General features: G+C 63.7%; 13 protein-coding genes and 3 pseudogenes. 5 read left to right on the plus strand and 11 right to left on the minus strand.

Annotated features, from left to right (window positions below):
* Positions 1 to 155: 155 nt before the first annotated feature.
* Positions 156 to 910, minus strand: a pseudogene (locus ATI53_RS20795) (IS1595 family transposase); the annotation flags it as partial.
* Between the two features lie 228 nt (positions 911 to 1,138).
* Here ATI53_RS20795 and ATI53_RS20800 point away from each other — a divergent pair.
* Positions 1,139 to 1,981, plus strand: coding sequence for a DUF2189 domain-containing protein (locus tag ATI53_RS20800; protein WP_111551273.1), 843 nt, complete (start codon positions 1,139 to 1,141; stop codon positions 1,979 to 1,981).
* Here ATI53_RS20800 and ATI53_RS20805 read toward each other — a convergent pair.
* From ATI53_RS20805 to ATI53_RS20815, 3 genes are all read right to left on the minus strand, one after another.
* Positions 1,878 to 2,852, minus strand: a complete 975-nt coding sequence (locus ATI53_RS20805) for a quinone oxidoreductase family protein (protein WP_111551274.1) — start codon at positions 2,850 to 2,852, stop codon at positions 1,878 to 1,880. The two genes, ATI53_RS20800 and ATI53_RS20805, sit on opposite strands and share 104 nt — an antisense overlap.
* A 120-nt stretch (positions 2,853 to 2,972) precedes the next feature.
* Positions 2,973 to 3,956 (minus strand): NAD(P)H-quinone oxidoreductase, encoded by a 984-nt coding sequence (locus tag ATI53_RS20810; protein WP_009505832.1) that lies wholly within the window; start codon positions 3,954 to 3,956, stop codon positions 2,973 to 2,975.
* A 9-nt stretch (positions 3,957 to 3,965) separates the two neighbouring features.
* Positions 3,966 to 4,664 carry a COQ9 family protein gene (locus ATI53_RS20815; protein ID WP_009505831.1) on the minus strand — a complete coding sequence of 233 codons (699 nt, stop codon included), beginning with the start codon at positions 4,662 to 4,664 and terminating at the stop codon, positions 3,966 to 3,968.
* A gap of 117 nt (positions 4,665 to 4,781) precedes the next feature.
* Between ATI53_RS20815 and rpsU the strand changes: the two genes are divergently transcribed.
* Positions 4,782 to 4,988 (plus strand): 30S ribosomal protein S21, encoded by a 207-nt coding sequence (gene rpsU / locus ATI53_RS20820; RefSeq protein WP_009505830.1) that lies wholly within the window; start codon positions 4,782 to 4,784, stop codon positions 4,986 to 4,988.
* 146 nt (positions 4,989 to 5,134) lie between these two features.
* On the opposite strand, the gene ATI53_RS20825 is transcribed toward rpsU, so the two are convergent.
* The gene (locus ATI53_RS20825; RefSeq protein WP_009505829.1) at positions 5,135 to 5,818 is read right to left on the minus strand and encodes a rhomboid family intramembrane serine protease; all 684 of its coding nucleotides are present in this window, start codon (positions 5,816 to 5,818) and stop codon (positions 5,135 to 5,137) included.
* 78 nt (positions 5,819 to 5,896) lie between these two features.
* Here ATI53_RS20825 and trpS point away from each other — a divergent pair, with 78 nt between their 5' ends.
* The gene (gene trpS / locus ATI53_RS20830) at positions 5,897 to 6,922 is read left to right on the plus strand and encodes a tryptophan--tRNA ligase (RefSeq protein WP_009505828.1); all 1,026 of its coding nucleotides are present in this window, start codon (positions 5,897 to 5,899) and stop codon (positions 6,920 to 6,922) included.
* A gap of 193 nt (positions 6,923 to 7,115) precedes the next feature.
* Here the strand turns inward: trpS and ATI53_RS20835 are convergent, their stop codons facing one another.
* Positions 7,116 to 7,727, minus strand: a complete 612-nt coding sequence (locus ATI53_RS20835) for a hypothetical protein (protein ID WP_009505827.1) — start codon at positions 7,725 to 7,727, stop codon at positions 7,116 to 7,118.
* Between the two features lie 694 nt (positions 7,728 to 8,421).
* Positions 8,422 to 9,480 carry a YeeE/YedE family protein gene (locus tag ATI53_RS20840; protein ID WP_111551275.1) on the minus strand — a complete coding sequence of 353 codons (1,059 nt, stop codon included), beginning with the start codon at positions 9,478 to 9,480 and terminating at the stop codon, positions 8,422 to 8,424.
* Positions 9,481 to 9,965: 485 nt separating this feature from the next.
* Between ATI53_RS20840 and ATI53_RS24105 the strand changes: the two genes are divergently transcribed.
* Positions 9,966 to 11,198: an MFS transporter gene (locus ATI53_RS24105; protein ID WP_034453133.1), complete on the plus strand. Its 1,233-nt coding sequence runs from the start codon at positions 9,966 to 9,968 to the stop codon at positions 11,196 to 11,198.
* 558 nt (positions 11,199 to 11,756) lie between these two features.
* Here ATI53_RS24105 and ATI53_RS24110 read toward each other — a convergent pair.
* The 3 genes and pseudogenes from ATI53_RS24110 to ATI53_RS20855 form a co-directional block, all read right to left on the minus strand.
* Positions 11,757 to 12,536: pseudogene (locus tag ATI53_RS24110) on the minus strand (calcium-binding protein); the annotation flags it as partial.
* A gap of 138 nt (positions 12,537 to 12,674) precedes the next feature.
* The gene (locus tag ATI53_RS23475) at positions 12,675 to 12,827 is read right to left on the minus strand and encodes a hypothetical protein (RefSeq protein ID WP_009505822.1); all 153 of its coding nucleotides are present in this window, start codon (positions 12,825 to 12,827) and stop codon (positions 12,675 to 12,677) included.
* A gap of 195 nt (positions 12,828 to 13,022) precedes the next feature.
* The gene (locus ATI53_RS20855) at positions 13,023 to 15,284 is read right to left on the minus strand and encodes an ATP-binding protein (protein ID WP_111551277.1); all 2,262 of its coding nucleotides are present in this window, start codon (positions 15,282 to 15,284) and stop codon (positions 13,023 to 13,025) included.
* A 224-nt stretch (positions 15,285 to 15,508) separates the two neighbouring features.
* Between ATI53_RS20855 and ATI53_RS20860 the strand changes: the two genes are divergently transcribed.
* Entirely contained in the window at positions 15,509 to 16,807 is a 1,299-nt protein-coding gene (locus ATI53_RS20860; RefSeq protein WP_111551278.1) for an ABC transporter substrate-binding protein, read from the plus strand.
* 219 nt (positions 16,808 to 17,026) lie between these two features.
* Here the strand turns inward: ATI53_RS20860 and ATI53_RS23480 are convergent.
* A pseudogene (locus ATI53_RS23480) lies at positions 17,027 to 17,493 on the minus strand (hypothetical protein); the annotation flags it as partial.

Below are 17,493 nucleotides of genomic sequence, written 5' to 3' on the forward strand. Positions count from 1 at the left end.
TGGATCAGCAGGGAGCCACGCTTGCGCAGCGCCGCGTTGTCGCTGGACCAGTTCATGGTGCGGTCGCGGGCGGGAGGAGGCTTGCTCATCAGGCCCGTCTAACCGCATGGATTTCCGTTGTGAATCGCCCGCAGTCAGAGGTCTGCAACAGCGCCGTATACGCCCTTCATCCCGCGCTTGAAAATGCTGAAATAACCTTCAATCGTGTTGGTGTGGACGACACCACGGCCATACTCGCCCTTGCTGTGGGTGGTGAAGTCGTGATCTGCAAAGTGCTTGCCGAGGCCGGTGTATTGCTTCGCTTCGTCGGTGTAGACGGCCGCCTCTTTGGCGATGTTTGCGTGCAAGATCGGGACCAGAGTTCCTTTGGTCACACCTTGACGACGAAAGACTTGGAACGGCCTGTGGTGTGGTCCACAAGAGAAAGCATAGCGTTCTTGTGGGCGTAACCGCGCGCACCCTCCTTCTTCTTGTGCTTCTGACCGATGAAGGTTTCGTCAACCTCTACAACGCCACCACCAGAGCCGAATTGCACAGTGCCATCGGTGCGCATCGCTTCGCGGATGCGATGAGCCATAAACCACGCTGTCTTGAGGGTGACACCAAGCGTGCGGTGAAGTTGGTTGCTGCTGATACCCTTCTTGCTGGCGCACATCAGGTAGATCGCTTGCAGCCACAGGCACATGGAAACGTGGCTGCTTTCAAATATGGTGCCGACTTTCACTGTGAAAGGCTTGCGGCACTTGTAGCATTTATAAGCGCCGATACGGGTAGACTTGCCGCCCATCTTAGACACGCGCTCACGCTCGCCGCACTTAGGGCAAGTTGCGCCATGGGGCCAAATGCGCGCTTCGACATAGGCGTACGCGGTTTCTTCGTCATGGAACTCAGGGCGGGACAGAACGGACATTTTTGACACTCACTTTGCTTGTTACCATTCTAGCAAATCAAAGTGGGTACGGTAAGTATAATATCGCCCCATTTTTTAGGCTGCGATGACCCCCCCCTTGCCCGCGCCCTTTTGCGCCCGTCGTCCGGCAGACTTTCTGCGAGGGCTGGCCAGCGGGATCTCCGTGCAGGATCCCGCGTTCGACATGGATCTCAACCCCTTGTAACCCTTTCGGACATTGGTGCCGCCATGCGCGCCGGCTGGGCCGATTTCGTCGGCAGCCGCCCCGAAACGCGCTTGATCGCGCTCGTCCTTGCCCTGCTCGGGGCGGTGCTTCTGACGCTCAGCTTTCTGGGCGCGCCGTTGTCGTTGCCGCTGCCTCTGCTGGTCGGCCCGGTCGCCGCGATCGGGTTTTACGAGGTCAGCCTGCGCCGCAAAATGGGCGAGACCGTGGACCTGTTCACTGCGTTCCGCGTGCTCGAAAGCCCCGCGGTGGACGCGGTCATGACGACGGGCTCTGTTCTGGCGCTGTTCCTCGCAGCCTGGCTTGGCGCGATGCTCGCGCTGTTCGAAGGGCTGATCGGTCACGCCACCGATGCCACCCTGCCCGACATGCTGCGTACCGTCGCGACGACCGCGCCGGAGCACCTGTTCCTCGTGCCGAGCATGGCCCGCGGCGGCGCTATGGCGCTGGCGGTGCGGACTATTTCGGTGGTCACCATGCCGATGCTGTTCGACCGTATATCGGTGCTGACCCCCGCGGTCCGCGCGTTGCTGCGACTGACCGGGCAGAACCCGGCGGTGGTGATGGCCTGGGGTGGCATCGTGGCCGCGAGGCTGTTCCTGGCACTGCTTTCGGCCCTTCTTGGCCTGTTGTTGCCCTGTCGCTGCTGCGCCATGCCTCCTGGCACCGGCATCGCCGCGCTGCGGTCTGACGCAAGCCCCCGATCGCAAACGGGCCAGGCCGCATCGCCTGACCCGTTTGCCGTCATAGCGTCAGGACGGTCTGGCCAGTGGTGCTGCGGGCTTCCAGCGCGCGATGAGCATCGGCCACTTGTTCGAGCGGGAAACGCTGACCGATGCGAATCTTGACATCGCCGGACAGGACCTTGCCGAACAGCATCGCCGCCATCTCCCGGCACACCGCCGGATCCGCTATATGCGCAAACAAGGTCGGCCGAGTCACCTTGAGGCAGCCCTTCTGCGCCAGAATACCAAGGTTGAACGCCTCGACCGCCCCCGAGGCATTGCCGAACGAGATCATCATGCCCAGCGGTTTGAGACTGTCGAGCGACCCCCCGAACGTCGATTTTCCGATGGAATCCATCACGACATCAACGCCTTTGCCGTCGGTAAGTTCGCGCACCCGAACGGGCCAATCCTCGGTCGCATAGTTGATGCAGGCGTCGGCGCCGTGCTCCAGCGCAAGGGCACATTTTTCGTCCGACCCAGCGGTGCCGATCAAACGCAGCCCTTCGGACCTGGCCCACTGACACGCGATCAGCCCGACGCCGCCCGCAGCGGCGTGAAACAAGATCGTGTCCCCGGCCCGAAGAGGCGTCGTGCGATGGAAAAGATACTGCACGGTGAGCCCCTTGAGCATCATCGCCGCACCCTCTTCGGCCGATATGCCGTCCGGCAGTTTGCAGACCTGCGCGGCGGGCATCACGCGCGCCTCTGTATATGCCCCCGAAAGCGCTGCGGCATAAGCAGCGCGGTCGCCGACGGAGAGATGGGTCACTCCGTCGCCCACCGCTTCAATCACGCCTGCCGCCTCCATCCCCAGCGCATGGGGCAGTTGCATCGGATACAGGCCCGACCGCTGGTAGCAATCAATGAAGTTCAAGCCGCAGGCTTGATGGCGAATACGGATTTCGCCCGGCGCTGGCTCGCCCACGTCTCGGTCGACGATTTTCAGAACCTCGGGACCGCCGTGTTCCTCGATGATCACTGTTCTTGCCATTCAATGTCTTCCCTTTGTCGGTCCGCGGAGCCGAAGATTTTTCGTACGAAAAATCTTCTCTCGCCCAGGTGTTTCGCAAGTTTCGGTAAACAAGATTTTTCGTACGAAAAATCTTGGCGCTCAGCTCACTTTCAGCACGATCTTTCCGATATGGCCCGAGCTTTCGATGCGCGCATGGGCCTGCGCGGCTTCATCCAGGAGGAATTCCGAATCCATCACGGGTGCCACCCGCTGAGCGTCCAGCAAAGGCCAGACCTGTTCACGCAGCGCCTCTGCGATCCGGGCCTTGGCCAGATCGCTTTGCGGGCGCAGCGTGGATCCGGTCAACGTCAGTCGCCGCGTCATGATCTGGGCAAAATTCAACGCAACCTTCGGACCTTGCAGGAATGCGATCTGGACAAGCCGTCCGTCATCGGCAAGCGTCTGGACGTTCCTTCGAATGTAGTCGCCCCCTACCATGTCCAAGATCAGGTTCGCCCCGCCCTCGCCGCGCAGAATCTCGACAAAATCCTCATCCTTGTAGTTGATGGCGCGCTCTGCTCCCAGATCGCGGCAGGCCTGACACTTGTCCGCGCTGCCGGCCGTGGCAAAAACCCGGGCGCCGAACGCTGACGCCAACTGGATCGCCGTCGTGCCGATTCCGGAAGAGCCGCCATGCACCAGGAATCGCTCCCCGCTTTGCAGACCACCGCGCTGAAAGACGTTTGACCAGACGGTGAAGAAGGTTTCCGGCAGGCAAGCCGCCTCTCGCAGCGCCATTCCCGCAGGCACGGGCAGGCAATGCGCCGCCGGGGTCGCCACGTATTCCGCGTACCCTCCGCCTGGAAGCAAAGCGCAGACCGCATCCCCGACCTTTGGCCAGTCGACACCGGGGCCGACGGAGGCAACCTCGCCGGATGCTTCCAGTCCAGGTAGGTCGCTTGCCCCCTTGGGCGGTGCATAGCTGCCCGCCCTCTGAAGCGCATCGGGGCGGTTCACGCCCGCCCAGGCGACGCGGATCACCACCTGCCCATGGCCGGCCACGGGCAAGGGGCGTTTGCAAGGTCGCAAAACCTCGGGACCGCCGGGTTCGGAAATCTCGACGGCGTGCATCATGTCAGTCATTCGGTCGTCCTATCTTGGGGCGGTCCAGCCGCCCGGCAGGTCGTTGCGCGCAGCCGAGCGCGGAGCACGGATCTGGCCCAGCACCTTGTCCGGCCCGGCCAGCACGCGTTTCATCAGCGGGTTGCCCCGCATTTTCGCCTTGGTCTTTTCGATGCGCATCACATCCTCGATGCGCCGATCGAGAAAGGCCCAGGTCGCGTCGCAGTCGGGCGAATCATCGCCCAGCCAGTAAAGCACCGTCGACGAGAACACCGCCGCCAGCGTTGCTCGCTTGCTGTACCAGTTGAAATCGCGCGCGGTATCGCCAAGCGCGTCCCAGATCCGGTCGGCGGTGCCCCAGATCAGCTTGGCCCCGTCTGCGGCATAGATCGGCAGCGCGAACAGCGTCGTGCCACGCCGCACCGCTTCGCGGTCGGAGACGATCTCGATCCGGGTGCGCACCGCGCGCGCGACGATGTCGCGATAGCGCATCCCGTCGCTGCTCATTTCCGCCAGCTTCGCCGCCATCCGGGCATCGCCGCGCCGGTGAAACGCTACGGCCATGTCCACGGCACCGCGCGGGAAAAGCCCCCGCGCCACAACGGGGTTCACCCCCGTATCCGCCACTGCCGCGCGAAAGGTCGTGTCCGACCATCCGTCAAAGGCGACATGGGCCAGCGCCGCATCCAGCAGGCGCCCCGGTACATCGTTCGTCGTGGAATCTGTCATGGGCTTCCTCCTTCGACTCATCTATCTAGGAGCCTAGACAATTTGGCCAACCCTTGCTATACGGCGGCTTCCTGCAAATCCTTGCAACTCCAAACCTAGAAAGGTGGTGAAAACCACATGCAGGTAAGTGTTCGCGACAATAACGTCGATCAGGCGCTCCGCGCTCTGAAGAAGAAGCTGCAGCGCGAAGGCGTGTTCCGTGAAATGAAGCTTCGGCAGCATTTCGAGAAACCGTCCGAGAAGAAAGCGCGCGAGAAGGCCGAGGCCATCCGCCGTGCCCGCAAGCTGGCGCGCAAGAAGCTTCAGCGCGAAGGTCTTCTCTAGGATCTCACGCGGCGATCTTGTCCCAGGGCTGTTGCCCCGGGTCAGGCAGCTGACCTTCCAACACATGAAAACGCTGACCCCCGGGGCACCTGCTTTCCGGGGGTTTGTCTTTTTCGGGGCCTGCCTCACCGGAATCCCGCGCGCGCTCAGCGCCGCAACTTCGCCAGCAGCCGCGCCCAGCCGCCCGGCACCATCGCCAGCGTAAGGGTAAAGCCGGTAATGAACCCGGCGATATCCGCGATCCAGTCCTGCGCCCCGCCAAAGATCAGCCCGAACAGCAGCTGGATTCCCAGCAGAACGCCGATCAGGCCAAAGGCGCGCACCTGATTTTCCCCCGCCACGCCCAGTCGCAGCCACAGCAAATAGGTAAACCCGCCGATCAGGCCATAGACCGGCGGAAACGCCCCGATCAGCGGGCGCTGGGTGGTCGCCAGCACCCCGTACGCCAGCGCCCCCACCACCGCCGCGGCGAAAAAGATCGCCACCATGCGCACCGGGCCCAGCGCCTCGGCCACCATCTTGCCCATCGCCAGCAGCATCACCCCGGCAAAGGCCGCGTGGGTAAAGCTGGCATGCACGAACGGATAGCTGAAGAACCGCACCAGATGCTCGGGCGGCAGGCGTCCGGTTTCCAGCATCCATTGCAGCACCGGCGCGAAGAACGCAAACCGCTCCATCGAATCCAGCCGCCAGCCCAGCGCCGTGGGGCCGCCGACGATCCCGTAAGTTCCCAGCGAAAACACCGCCTCGACCCCGACGATGACAATGCACAGCGCCATGACGACGGGCGGCACGGGGTTCAGGGGGGGCTCGTTGATCGGGTGCACCATGGGGCGGGCTCTTTCTTGACGCTCTGCCGGGGCATCGGTAAGCCAAGCGCACCCGAAGTTCCAGACGGAGTACCACACATGTCCGAGGGCACCACCGCCTTCACCCCGCGCGTCTTTTCCGGCATCCAACCATCCGGAGGCCTGACGCTCGGCAATTACCTCGGCGCGATCAAGCGTTTCGTGGACATGCAGGGAAGCGGCATCGAGACGATCTACTGCGTCGTCGACATGCACGCGATCACCGTCTGGCAAGACCCCGACGCGCTGCGCCGACAGACGCGCGAGCTGACGGCGGGCTACCTGGCCGCCGGGCTGGACCCCACCAGGTCGATCCTGTTCAATCAGTCCCAGGTGCCCGAACACGCCCAGCTTGCCTGGATCTTCAACTGCGTGGCGCGGTTGGGGTGGATGAACCGCATGACCCAGTTCAAGGACAAGGCGGGCAAGAACGCCGAAAAAGCCTCGCTGGGGCTTTACGCCTATCCCGCGCTGATGGCCGCCGACATTCTGGTCTATCATGCGACCCATGTTCCGGTCGGCGAAGACCAGAAGCAGCACGTCGAGCTGACGCGCGACATCGCGGCCAAGTTCAACCACGACTTCAAGACCGATTTCTTCCCGATGACGGCCCCGGTGATCGAAGGGGCGGCGACCCGCGTGATGTCCCTGCGCGACGGGTCCAAGAAGATGTCGAAATCCGACCCCTCGGATGCCAGCCGGATCAACATGACCGATGACGCGGACGCCATCGCGAAAAAGATCCGCAAGGCCAAGACCGACCCCGAACCGTTGCCCGAATCCGTCGAGGGGCTGAAAGACCGACCCGAGGCGCGCAACCTCGTCAATATCTACGCCGCGCTGTCGGGCGACACGGTGGCGGATGTCATGGCGCAGGTGGGCGGAAAGCCGTTCGGCGAATTCAAACCGCTGCTGGCGGATCTGGCGGTGGAAAAGCTCGCGCCGATTTCATCCGAGATGGCGCGTTACATGCGGGACCCGGCCGAAATCGACCGTATCCTCAAGGACGGTGCGGGCCGCGCACGCGCCATCGCCTCGCCCGTCGTGCAAAAAACCTATGAGATCGTCGGCATGGTTGGCGCCTGACACACGGCGAACGCACGGGCCGTCATTGCGGCCCGTGCGTCCCTGCCGGGTCATGACCGCCTGCACCGAGAACCGGTCAACCACGCGCCGGGCGCAGCCCCGATACGCCCATCCCGGCAGGGCCCGCAAACCCTTGTGGAAGCGTGAACAGCCAATGCCGGGCGAAGAATTTTCGGATGAAAATTCCTGGGCCCTACATCCGGGCCGACAGGCGCAGGGCGTGGCTTGGGTCGGTGGCGGCGACGGGCATCACCGGATCATAGGCTGCGCGCAGCAGCGCCGCCACATCCGGGCGCAGAACCACACGCCCGTCGTCCAGCTGCCCCAGGGGCGAGGTTTCGGCAAACGCGCCCTCGTCCCAAGTCAGCATCACCTGCACCGCCTGCACCAGCGCCAGGTCTTCGGCGGGCTGCGATGCCAGCGCCGCATCCATGCGCAGGAACACGAAACACGCCTTGATCGCCCCGTCCGCATCGAACCGGAACGCCCGGTAGCGGTTCGCGCCCGCCGCCTTCAGCCGTGCGACCCGCGGCATCAGCCCGTCGATCAGGCGGTCCAGATCGGGCACGACCAGCAGATCGTCCCAGTCGCGGATGAAAAACATCATGACATTGGCCCCGAGCTCGGGATCGGTTTCGGCCATCTTGTGGCCGGTCATCGCACACACTGCCTCGAACGCGCCCTTGATGGTGGCAAGCGTCGAATCCTCGACGCCAAAAACGAGGGGCGAGAGGGGACGCCCCCAGCGGGCGCACAGATAGGCACCGTCACGGGTGAACAGGGCTTCGATCTGCTGCGGCTGCATAGGGCTCTCCATTGTTGCGCGCCCGCTTATAACGATGGCGCCCCAAAGCGCAAACCGCAGCGATCAGCGCGTCATGGCGGTTGGGCATCACCCATTCGCACGGCGAAAGGCGCATGCCGTCGCTATCGAAATTGCCCGCTGGCGCCCGTCAACAGACCCTTTGCCCAGGCATGGATGCGCTCGTATGTGCGAGAGAGTTTCGAACGGTTCGAGCCTGTGATCGGTTGCGGTCATGTATCGGGCCTTTCATCGCGGCGCTGACATGGCTGCTGGGGGGGGCGATGCGCGAACCAGAAGCGTGCAGCGATCGCGCTGGCCCATCTTCGATGTCTTCCCGAGCCGTGCTTTCCCGCCCGTCGGATGCTGTTTCGCCAGAAGCCGGGGCGTGACACCGAAGGCGCGCGTTCCGCATGACGTATCAAAACCGCGCCCACGCCTGAAGGTGGCCAGGTCAGCCGCAAGCGTTTTGATCGCCAAGGCCGTGACCTGACCATGCTCTGCCGGATGCCCATGCAAGGCACTGATCATCCGGGCGCGCCGGGCAGCTGGGACACACGCTGTGCCAGATCGCTTCCGATGATGGCTACGTCGGACAGCGATGCGCTCTCCCTTTGCGATGGCTTTGTGAAACACTCATCGCTCTGGTCCGATGCGATGCCGTCAGGAGGGGACATCCACGTCATCGACAACGGCGTTACATCGCGGCCACGCGCCGGCCACCGGTCAGCAGCACCGTCGCCGTGCCGCCGATCCACATGCACAGCAGCGCCAGCCACGCGGTCCCGGCAAGGATCGACGCTCCGGTCACCCCGGCCCCAATGGCGCACCCCCCCGCCAGCATCCCGCCGAACCCCATCAGCGCAGCGCCAATCATCGCGTTGCGCAACGGGCTTGGCCCGTCAAACCCCTGCACCTTCAGCTCGCCCGCCCAGGCGGCGGCCACAAAGGCGCCCAGAAACACCCCCGGCACCAGGCCCACGTCGAAATCCAGCACGGCGCCACGGTCCAGAAAGAACATCAAGGTGTGCGCCGAGGGCCCGGTAAAGGTTGCGCTTTCGATCTGCACCGGCTCAAAGGCGACGTTCGAAAGCGCAAAGGTCAGCATCCAGCCCAGCGCCACCGCGAACCCGACCCCCGACGCAAAGACCAGCCGGCCCGTCCCGATCCGATGCCGCAGCGACAGCCCCAGCGCCAGCAGCGCAATGCCAAGCCCGATTGCCAGCCCCGACTCTGGCGGCAGATGCGCCGCCGCCAGCAGATCCATGTTGCGCCCGCCCGCAGTCACCCACAGCGCCGCGATCCGGTCGCGCAGCGGCGACAGAATGCCCGACAGGCTCATCTGCGCCACCACCGCAAAGATCATCCCGGAAATCACCGACCGCAGGTTGCCCGTCGCCGCCATCACCAGCAAACGCCCCGAACAGCCGTTTGCCAGCACCATGCCCGCGCCGAACATCAGCCCGCCGACAATGGCCCCCGACCAGCTGCCGGACACGGCCATCATCCGGGCATTGGCGCTGTCGAACAGCCCCAGAAGCTGCGCGCCCTGCACCCAGACCAGTGCGGTGGAAAAGGTCAGCAGCCAGACCGCGACCCGGTGCTTCATCGCGCCGTTGGCAAATTCCACCACCGCGGCACGCAGACAAAACCGCGACCGCTGCGCCGCCACGCCGAACACCACCCCGGTCGCAAGTCCGCACAGCGCGGCGGTTGCGTTTTCGCCCACCCCATCGACAACCGTGACCAGATCCATGTCGCGTGCTCCCTTCCGAAGGCAGACTCATGCGGTGGAGTGAATATGAATGCCTTGATCCAGATCATGGGCGCGCCGGGCTCCGCATTTCCGGACCCCGCTGGAGGGCGGCGAAGACCCGCCTTTGGGTCCGCCCGGTGGCGCACGCTGTTCAGCGCCGAACCCATTCCGCCCACGAACATGGTGCCGGGCATCGCAGAATTAGGTCGGTTCGGCACGCTGCTGCCGCATCGCCACGGCCCGGCACGGGCCTTGCCACCGGTGCCGGCATCCCGTACGACATGGGACCCGAAACCGCGCTTTGCATCCCCGAGGTTCGCGGACATCGCGCCGTGGCCAGCGCCGAAGGCCCTGAGCATTCTGTTCTATGATCGCACGCGCCAGCTTTGCCGAGGCCGAAAAACCGCTTTTGCGCACCCTGCCTGTGCGCCAACGCAGGCTTGCGAGGCTCGCCAGCGCCACGCAAAGCCCCTAGACCAACCGATATGACCCATGTTGTGCCCCTCGCCGCCGCAAATAGCCTTCCATTCTGGCGGCGCCCTGTCACGCTGCTGTTTCTCATGGCCATGGCCTTGCCGCTCAGCTATGCCACATGGTCGGCGCTGCTCAACAACTTTGTCATCGACGCGGCGGGATTTGACGGATCGGACATCGGCCTGTTGCACACCGTGCGCGAAATCCCCGGCTTTCTTGCCATCGGGGTGATCTTTGTGCTGCTGGTGATCCGCGAACAGGCGTTGGCGCTGTCCGCGCTGGCGTTGCTGGGCATCGCCACCGCCGTCACCGCATGGTTTCCGACCATGGGGGGCATCCTGACCGTCACGCTGCTTAGTTCGATCGGGTTTCACTACTATGAGACGGTGAACCAAAGCCTGCAACTTCAATGGCTTCCCAGGGATCGCGCGCCGCAGATGCTGGGCTGGCTTCTGGCGGCCACAAGCGGCGCGACCTTTGTCGCCTATCTGGTGATCGTGCTGACCTGGAAGCGGTTCAACCTGTCCTACGACAGCGTCTATCTGGTGTCGGGCGGGCTGACCGTGGTCATCGTCATCTGGTGTGCCTTTGCCTTTCCCAGATTCGAAAGCCCGCACCCGCAGCGCAAGAAATTCCTGCTGCGCCGCCGCTACTGGCTGTATTACGCTCTGCAATTCATGTCGGGCGCGCGTCGGCAGATATTCATGGTCTTTGCCGGGTTCATGATGGTCGAACGCTTCGGTTTTTCGGTGGATGAAATCACCGCGCTTTTCCTGATAAACCTTGTGGTGAACCTTGTCGCGGCGCCGATGCTGGGAAAAGCGGTGCACCGTTTCGGGGAACGCCGCGCGCTGATATTCGAATACGCTGGCCTGACGGTCATCTTCATCCTCTACGGCGGGCTTTACTGGTTCGGCTGGGGAGTTGTGCTGGCCTCGGTGCTTTATGTCGTCGACCATGTGTTCTTTGCGCTGGCCCTGGCCCTGAAGACCTATTTTCAAAAGATCGCCGACCCGCGCGACATCGCCCCGACGGCCGCCGTCGCGTTCACCATCAACCACATCGCCGCAGTCTTTCTGCCGGTGCTGCTGGGCCTTCTGTGGCTAGCGGCCCCCGGTGCGGTCTTTGGCCTTGCCGCCTGCATGGCACTGACGTCGCTTGGCCTTGCGCTGATGATCCCGCGGCACCCCAGCCCAGGCAACGAGACGGTGTTTGCCATCCTCGTCCCCGCACCGGCAGAATAACGCGCCCGCAGGGTTCGGCGCGCCCATCGTGCCCTTGCGGAACGGCCCCCCCGCCGCGGATGTGCGACCGGGGGCGGTTGGGCCGAGACCCTGCTGCGCCTGGTAGACGTCGAAGTCCGACACGGTCATCGCGCCCGAGAAATCCTCAAGCGTTGCGATCAGCTCGCGGCCCTCGGCGGTGGACCAATCGTTGTCGTACCACAGCTGGGTGTCGGTGCCGTCGTTGGCGGCCACATAGGCCTCGACCGCGGCGCCGGTGGTCGCCATCGCCTCGTCGATGCCGCCCGACGAAACCACCACCTGACGGTCGTTGCCCGCACCCAGCGCGGCCCCCGCAAAGACAAAGTCGAAATCGTCCGCCGACAGATCGCTGTCGCCGCCCGCCGCATCTTCGGAGGAATTGGCAGACTCGATCGCGCCCCCGTCAAGCAGCGAGATCTCGTCCTGGTCCGGGGTGAAGTCCATGACGATGTCGGACCCGGTGCCCGCATCGAAGTGGAATTCGTCGGCACCAGTGCCGCCCGTGATCCGGTCGCTGCCGCCGCCGATGATGTCCAGACCGGGCCCACCGAAGATGACGTCATCCCCGCCATTGCCGACCAGCAGATCGTCACCATCCGCGCCATACAGCGAATCGTCGCCGTTCAGCAGATCGGCGCCGTTGCCGCCCCGGACGCGATCATCGTCCGCACCACCACCAGCCCAGTCCGAGACACGTCCGGTCTGTGCATTCGGCAGACCATTGTCCGCATCCGACCACGACCCGGTGTGGATTTCATCGTTCCCAGCCCCGCCAAAGATCGTGTCGCCACCGTCGGCGCTGACGTCAAAATCTCCGCCAAGCGCGATGCGGCTGTCGTCGTCGCCGGAAAGGCTGTCAATCCCAGCGCCGCCCGAGACGCGGTCGTCGCCCACGGTGCCTTCGAAGGTCTGTGCGCCCGTACCATAGAACAGATTGGCCCCCACGGCGGCTTTCTGGCGGTCCGCCAACGACAGTGCCGAGGACAATCCCGCGCGTTCGATCTCGCCCGCGGCGGTGGGAAGGATGCCGGTATAGCCGTTCGTTCCACCGTCGACATCGTTGCCGGTGCCTGCGCCGATACCATCCGGCACGTCGATGCCATGGATCACGATTTCGCGCAACGCGAGCGGCAGGATGTCGTCTGACGTGTAATCGTTGCCGGTGACGGGGCTGCCGAACAGGCTGTCATCGTCCAGATCGTAGCTCTGGATGAACGTGTAGGTGCCCCAGCCGCTGACGGTGGGCATTTCGCCGTCATCGTCCAAAGGCGGCAGCACGTCGCCGTACTGGCCGACCCCTTCGAGCACTTCAACCATGCCGTCCTTGTTCGCGTCGTCGGCAAGCGTCGGGGTCACGGAATCGACCGCTGCGCCGTCGCCGTCAAAAAGGCCGTGGATGTGTTGCGCGTGCACCTGATCCGGGGTGACGCCGGTCGCTGTCACAGCCACCTTCGGTCACTGCGTGCCATCGTCTTCGCTGCCAATGGCAAAGAGAGCCGACGCCTGAACCCCGGAACTGTTCAGGGCCGTCAGATCCGACGACCAGATGGCGTCGGCGCGGTTCAGGAAATCTGCGTAGGATGAAAATGTTGCATCGAGATGTGCCATTTTGGGCTCCTGTGTTGGACCTGCGGAGCCGCGTCCCTTTCAAAGCCCGAGTTTCAGAAATACCGCGACAAACATGCAAGCCTTTGGCAATACGTATGATTTACCCTCAACCGCGGCACGCGCTTGCGTTCTAAGGGCGCGGCAGGGCATTGGCCACGGCGCTGGACGGGATAGGAACACACAATCGGGGTATGCCTAGCCGGCAAGCCGTGCATCTTCGCATCCGGCCGCTTTCGGCCAGCCGAAGCGGAACGCGGTGCCGCGCCCGTCGCCGGACAGAATCTCAAGCTGGCCTCCGCGCAGATCCACATGCCGCTTGTCCATCGCCAGACCCATGCCGCTGCCTTCGACCTCGTCCCGAGGCCTGAGCGTTTCGAACAGCCGCAGCACGCGGCCGTGATATTCGCGTGGAATGCCCGGCCCGTCGTCGGTAACCTCAAACACCACACCGTCGCCCTCGCGTTCGGCCCGGACCCGGATAAGCCCGGCATCACGGTCGTGATGTTTGATCGCGTTGGACACGAGATTAAGCAGGATATTCTTGAGCGGCATGGTTTCGACCGGAAGATCCGCAAGGCAACCTCCGACTTCGACCGTGAATCCGGGCGGCACTTCGCACAGCCCGACAACTTCCGTCACAAGCGCGCCGCCGGTCACCCTTTCCGATTGTTCGGATGCCCGCCCGATACGCGAATAATCCAGCAGATCATCCAGCAGCCGCAACATGCGCTGGATGCGCACATCCATCAGCGCGAAGTTGCGCGCCGTTTCCGCGTCGATCGTTCCGTCAAGGTCATCCTTGATCCAGCCCGAAACATTCTGGATGCCGCGCAACGGCGCCTTGAGATCGTGCGAGGCGGCGTAGGCGAAATTGTCGAGGTCATGATTGGATCTTTCAAGGTCCCGCTCATGGCGCTGCACTTCGGCGTAGGCATCGCGCAGCCTTGCCTCGGCCGCGTTGCGGTCGCTGACGTCACTGACGACGGCGACAAAGCTCGTTTCTCCGGCGGCATCGATGCGGCTGATCGACACGTCGACCTCGATCCGCGAACCATCCTTGCGGACGCCCGTCATTTCGCCGTGGCGCGGGAGTTCGGCATCATCCCGCGCGGAATCGCCCACCAGCGACCACAGCGCGGCTTCACCGGTCGTGATCGTCGGCAGCAGGCCGTCGATCCCCATGCCGGCCAGATCCTCGCGATCGTGACCGAACATCTGCACCATGGCGAGGTTCGCGCTCAGGATCGTTCCATCCGCTGCGACGGTGACGATGCCGCTGGGGGCGTTTTCGATCAGCGAGTTCAGCTTGGCGCGCGTGGTGACGCGGGATTGTTCGGTGGCGCGTTCAAGCTCGCCGATTTCATCGGGGCTGCGTATGCGGATAGGCTGGTCCAGCCCGCCGTCGGCAATGGCGCGCACATGCGCCACCAGGTGTTCGATCCGCGCGAAAAGATTGCGCTCGATCAACAGCCACAGATAGGCCGACAGCCCGATCCAGCCGATCGCGGTCACCAGCAGATCGGTCTTGCGCATTGCGCGTGTGGTGGCCCGGTTCTCTTGGGCGGTGGCCACGAAATCCGCCACGGTTTCGCTTGTCGCGCGCTCGGCCTGCGATACCAGATTGTCCAGTTCGACATCCGTCCGCCTGCTGATGTTCGCCTGACGTTCCAGCAGCAGGTGCAGGGCGCCGGTCTGGTCGAAAACACCGTCCTTTCCGAGCAGCGCCGCCTTGAGGGCCGCAAATTCCCGGGTGATCGTATCGCGCAGGGCCGAATCCTGCATGCGGCCCAGCTGCATCGCCATGACCTCGATCTCACGCATGACGATGGGCTTCAGTTCGATGCTTGCGGTCGGAAGGCGCAGGCGTATGTCATTGGCTGCCACGCGCAGCGCCCCCACGGCCGAAGCCATCTTAGATATGCCCGTCAGATCCGCGACAATCGCCGGAGCGGGCATGGACGTTTCGGGTTTGGTCGCCGCATGGTACAGCATGACCGACAGACGCGCCTGTTCGATTTCCAGCCGCCAGGCCAAGGTATCGAGGCGCTTTGTTTCCGGTCGCAATATCCGGCCCAACGCCGCCTGCCGATCCGCAATATCGCGCTGAATATCCAGCTTGACCGCCAGCGCCGTCAGCAAGGCGTCGCCGCGCAGCGCGTCGAAATCCCCGGCCGACGCTTCCAGGGCGTCCAGCCGCGCCTGCAAGGCGGTCAGTTCCGCATCAATCGTCGCGGCAGAAATCCGCTGCGAGATCCGTCGCAAGCTGACGATCCGCTCCGGGACGTGTTGCGTCACTTCGATCACCGGGGCCGTGCGCTGCATCAGGTCCAGCGCGCGCCGTTCGGTGCTGTTAAGATAATAGCTCTTGATCCCAAGCGCGACGATGCTGATGGTCAGCCCCAATCCGATCAGAAACCTGAGCTGGCGCAGCAGCGAATGTGCCTTTGCTTTCCGCACAGTCTTCCCCGTCTCAACCCGCTTCCAAGATGACGTTACGGGAAGATGCGTTAAATCTATGCAAACGTCTTGGTGCCACAGTGGGGCACGTTTGATGGTATGCGAGGATTGCCATGTATCGGCGCAGGACGTTTCTTACCGCGGCTTCGGCATTTGTGGGATGGCCCGCTTTGGGTGCGCCTGCGGACTCGGCGGCAGTACTGGCCGAAAGGCTCGGGCGCCCCATGCGGCTTTTGGTCCCCGACGGGTCCCAGGCCAATGTCATGCCCGTCATAGCGCGCTTCGAGGCCGCGCATGGATGCAAGATCGAGACGATCGTCACCGACCTTGACGACATCAACGCGACACTCCTGCTTGAGGCGATCCTGCCCGAGATGCAGATCGACATCGCCTTGCCCGCGACCTTCGGCATCCCCGATCTGTCCGAAGCCGGTGCGATCCTGCCGCTGGACCATCTGGCCGGACGGTTCGGGCTGTCCTCTCCGGGCGGAATTGGTGATCGCTACGACAATCGGTTGTGGGGATTTCAGACCGACGGAGACGTCTACCTGATGTTCTATCACCGGGAGATGCTTGAAGATCCACAAGAACAGGCGCGATACGCCGATGACACCGGCGCCGCCCTGGCGGTTCCGCGCACCTGGGACGATCTGGATCGGCAGATGGCGTTCTTTCACCGCCCCGATCAGGGGCGGTACGGCGGTTGTCTGTACCGTACCGCAACCTACGCGGCCTGGGAATGGTGGGCGCGGTTTCACGCGCGGGGCGGGCTGCCGTTTGACAGCGACTGCCGTGCATCCATCACCAACGATGCGGGCGTCGGGGCGCTGGAAGCGATGATCGCGGCAAGTGCGCATCTGACGGGGGCCGAACTGGGGCTATTCGACAACTGGACGCGCTATAATCGTGGCGATGTCTATGCCAATATCGGCTGGGGCGGCACGCAAAAGGCGCTGAACCGGCCGGGCGCTGGCATGCGCGGCCGCGTCGTCCATGGCCCCCTTCCGGGCGGCGGCGATCAGCCGCTTGCCTATTTCAACTGGGGCTGGAGCTATGTCGTGGCCCGGCACTGCCCCGTGCCCGAGCTTGCCTATCTGTTCTGCGACCACGCGGTTTCGCCCGGGCCGTCCGCTGACGCGGTCGCCGCGCTCGAAGGGTATTTCGACCCATTCCGAGCCGAACATTACGACGACCCAAGGATCATCGCCGCTTACGGCGACACGTTTCTCGCCGAGCATCGCAAGGCCATGTCCGACCCCATTCCCGATCTGTATATCGCGCGGCGAAACGAATATTTCGAAAGCCTGACAGCCTGGCTGCTGCGGGCGCTGGCCGGGCACACCGATCCCGAAAGCGCCCTGGGATATGTTTCAAGCAGATGGGACATCATCACTCAACAGGCCGGTGCCGACGCCCAGTGCGCCCGCTGGCTGCACCTTCAGGACCGGTACCCAGAGCGTTTTCGACAAGCCGGGGCACAACAACCCGCCAAAATCGCGCCGGGACGATCCTGGAGGCAATAGTAGCCTGACAAGGGCTGTGTGTCATTCCTGACCGGTCATCAAGGAGAAGCTGCCTGCAGCTGGGGCGCTCGCCGGATTGAACCGAGGCGGCGCCGCTCATTGTGCTGACCATGAACAACACCGGCGCGCGGCCGAGCGAACTGGCGGCGCAGACGCCTGAGCAGATTACCCTCGACCACGAGGTGCCGCGGATCTCGATCCAGCCTGACGGGCGTCGGCTCAAAAGCGCGAATGCCCATCGGAAGATCCCGTTGCGCGAAGCGCAGCTCCAACGCGATGACCCAATTCGCCGCGTGAGTGAAGGTAGCTGTCACATCCCGGGAGACAATACGGCTGCTTGTTAATCAGTTCCGGCTTTAGCTCGTGCCGGTCCTTCATCGCCTGCAAGGGCGTCTTGCTGCTCAAGGCTGATTGCGGAAGCTGCTGGTAGGAAGCCAAGGCATAGCGGAGCAGCGTGGTTTCCAGTTCCTTGCCGGATCGGAGGGGATGGCTTTGCAGCCCCTCTTCAATGCGACCGCTGAACCGTTCCCTTGCCCCGCAATAGTTTGGCTTCAAACCATAAAAGGGGATCATACCGTCGGTCTGAGGCGGCTTCGGCGGCGTCAGGCGATGATCAGTATCGAGAGCGGCGCAAAGTTTGTCGAACTCGTGCGCGCCGGTGGCCGCGCCGAAGAGGCGGTCGGTGA

This window comes from Salipiger aestuarii (assembly GCF_003259905.1).
GTDB classification, from domain to species: Bacteria; Pseudomonadota; Alphaproteobacteria; order Rhodobacterales; family Rhodobacteraceae; genus Salipiger; species Salipiger aestuarii.

Bases quoted from the DNA above. Each gene is read 5' to 3' on its own strand.
- rpsU (WP_009505830.1), top strand. From the start codon at position 4,782: ATGCAGGTAAGTGTTCGCGACAATAACGTCGATCAGGCGCTCCGCGCT.
- ATI53_RS20825 (WP_009505829.1), bottom strand. From the start codon at position 5,818: ATGGTGCACCCGATCAACGAGCCCCCCCTGAACCCCGTGCCGCCCGTC.
- ATI53_RS20835 (WP_009505827.1), bottom strand. From the start codon at position 7,727: ATGCAGCCGCAGCAGATCGAAGCCCTGTTCACCCGTGACGGTGCCTAT.
- ATI53_RS20800 (WP_111551273.1), top strand. From the start codon at position 1,139: ATGCGCGCCGGCTGGGCCGATTTCGTCGGCAGCCGCCCCGAAACGCGC.
- ATI53_RS20860 (WP_111551278.1), top strand. From the start codon at position 15,509: ATGCGGCTTTTGGTCCCCGACGGGTCCCAGGCCAATGTCATGCCCGTC.
- trpS (WP_009505828.1), top strand. From the start codon at position 5,897: ATGTCCGAGGGCACCACCGCCTTCACCCCGCGCGTCTTTTCCGGCATC.
- ATI53_RS24105 (WP_034453133.1), top strand. From the start codon at position 9,966: ATGACCCATGTTGTGCCCCTCGCCGCCGCAAATAGCCTTCCATTCTGG.
- ATI53_RS20810 (WP_009505832.1), bottom strand. From the start codon at position 3,956: ATGACTGACATGATGCACGCCGTCGAGATTTCCGAACCCGGCGGTCCC.
- ATI53_RS20815 (WP_009505831.1), bottom strand. From the start codon at position 4,664: ATGACAGATTCCACGACGAACGATGTACCGGGGCGCCTGCTGGATGCG.
- ATI53_RS23475 (WP_009505822.1), bottom strand. From the start codon at position 12,827: ATGGCACATCTCGATGCAACATTTTCATCCTACGCAGATTTCCTGAAC.
- ATI53_RS20840 (WP_111551275.1), bottom strand. From the start codon at position 9,480: ATGGATCTGGTCACGGTTGTCGATGGGGTGGGCGAAAACGCAACCGCC.
- ATI53_RS20805 (WP_111551274.1), bottom strand. From the start codon at position 2,852: ATGGCAAGAACAGTGATCATCGAGGAACACGGCGGTCCCGAGGTTCTG.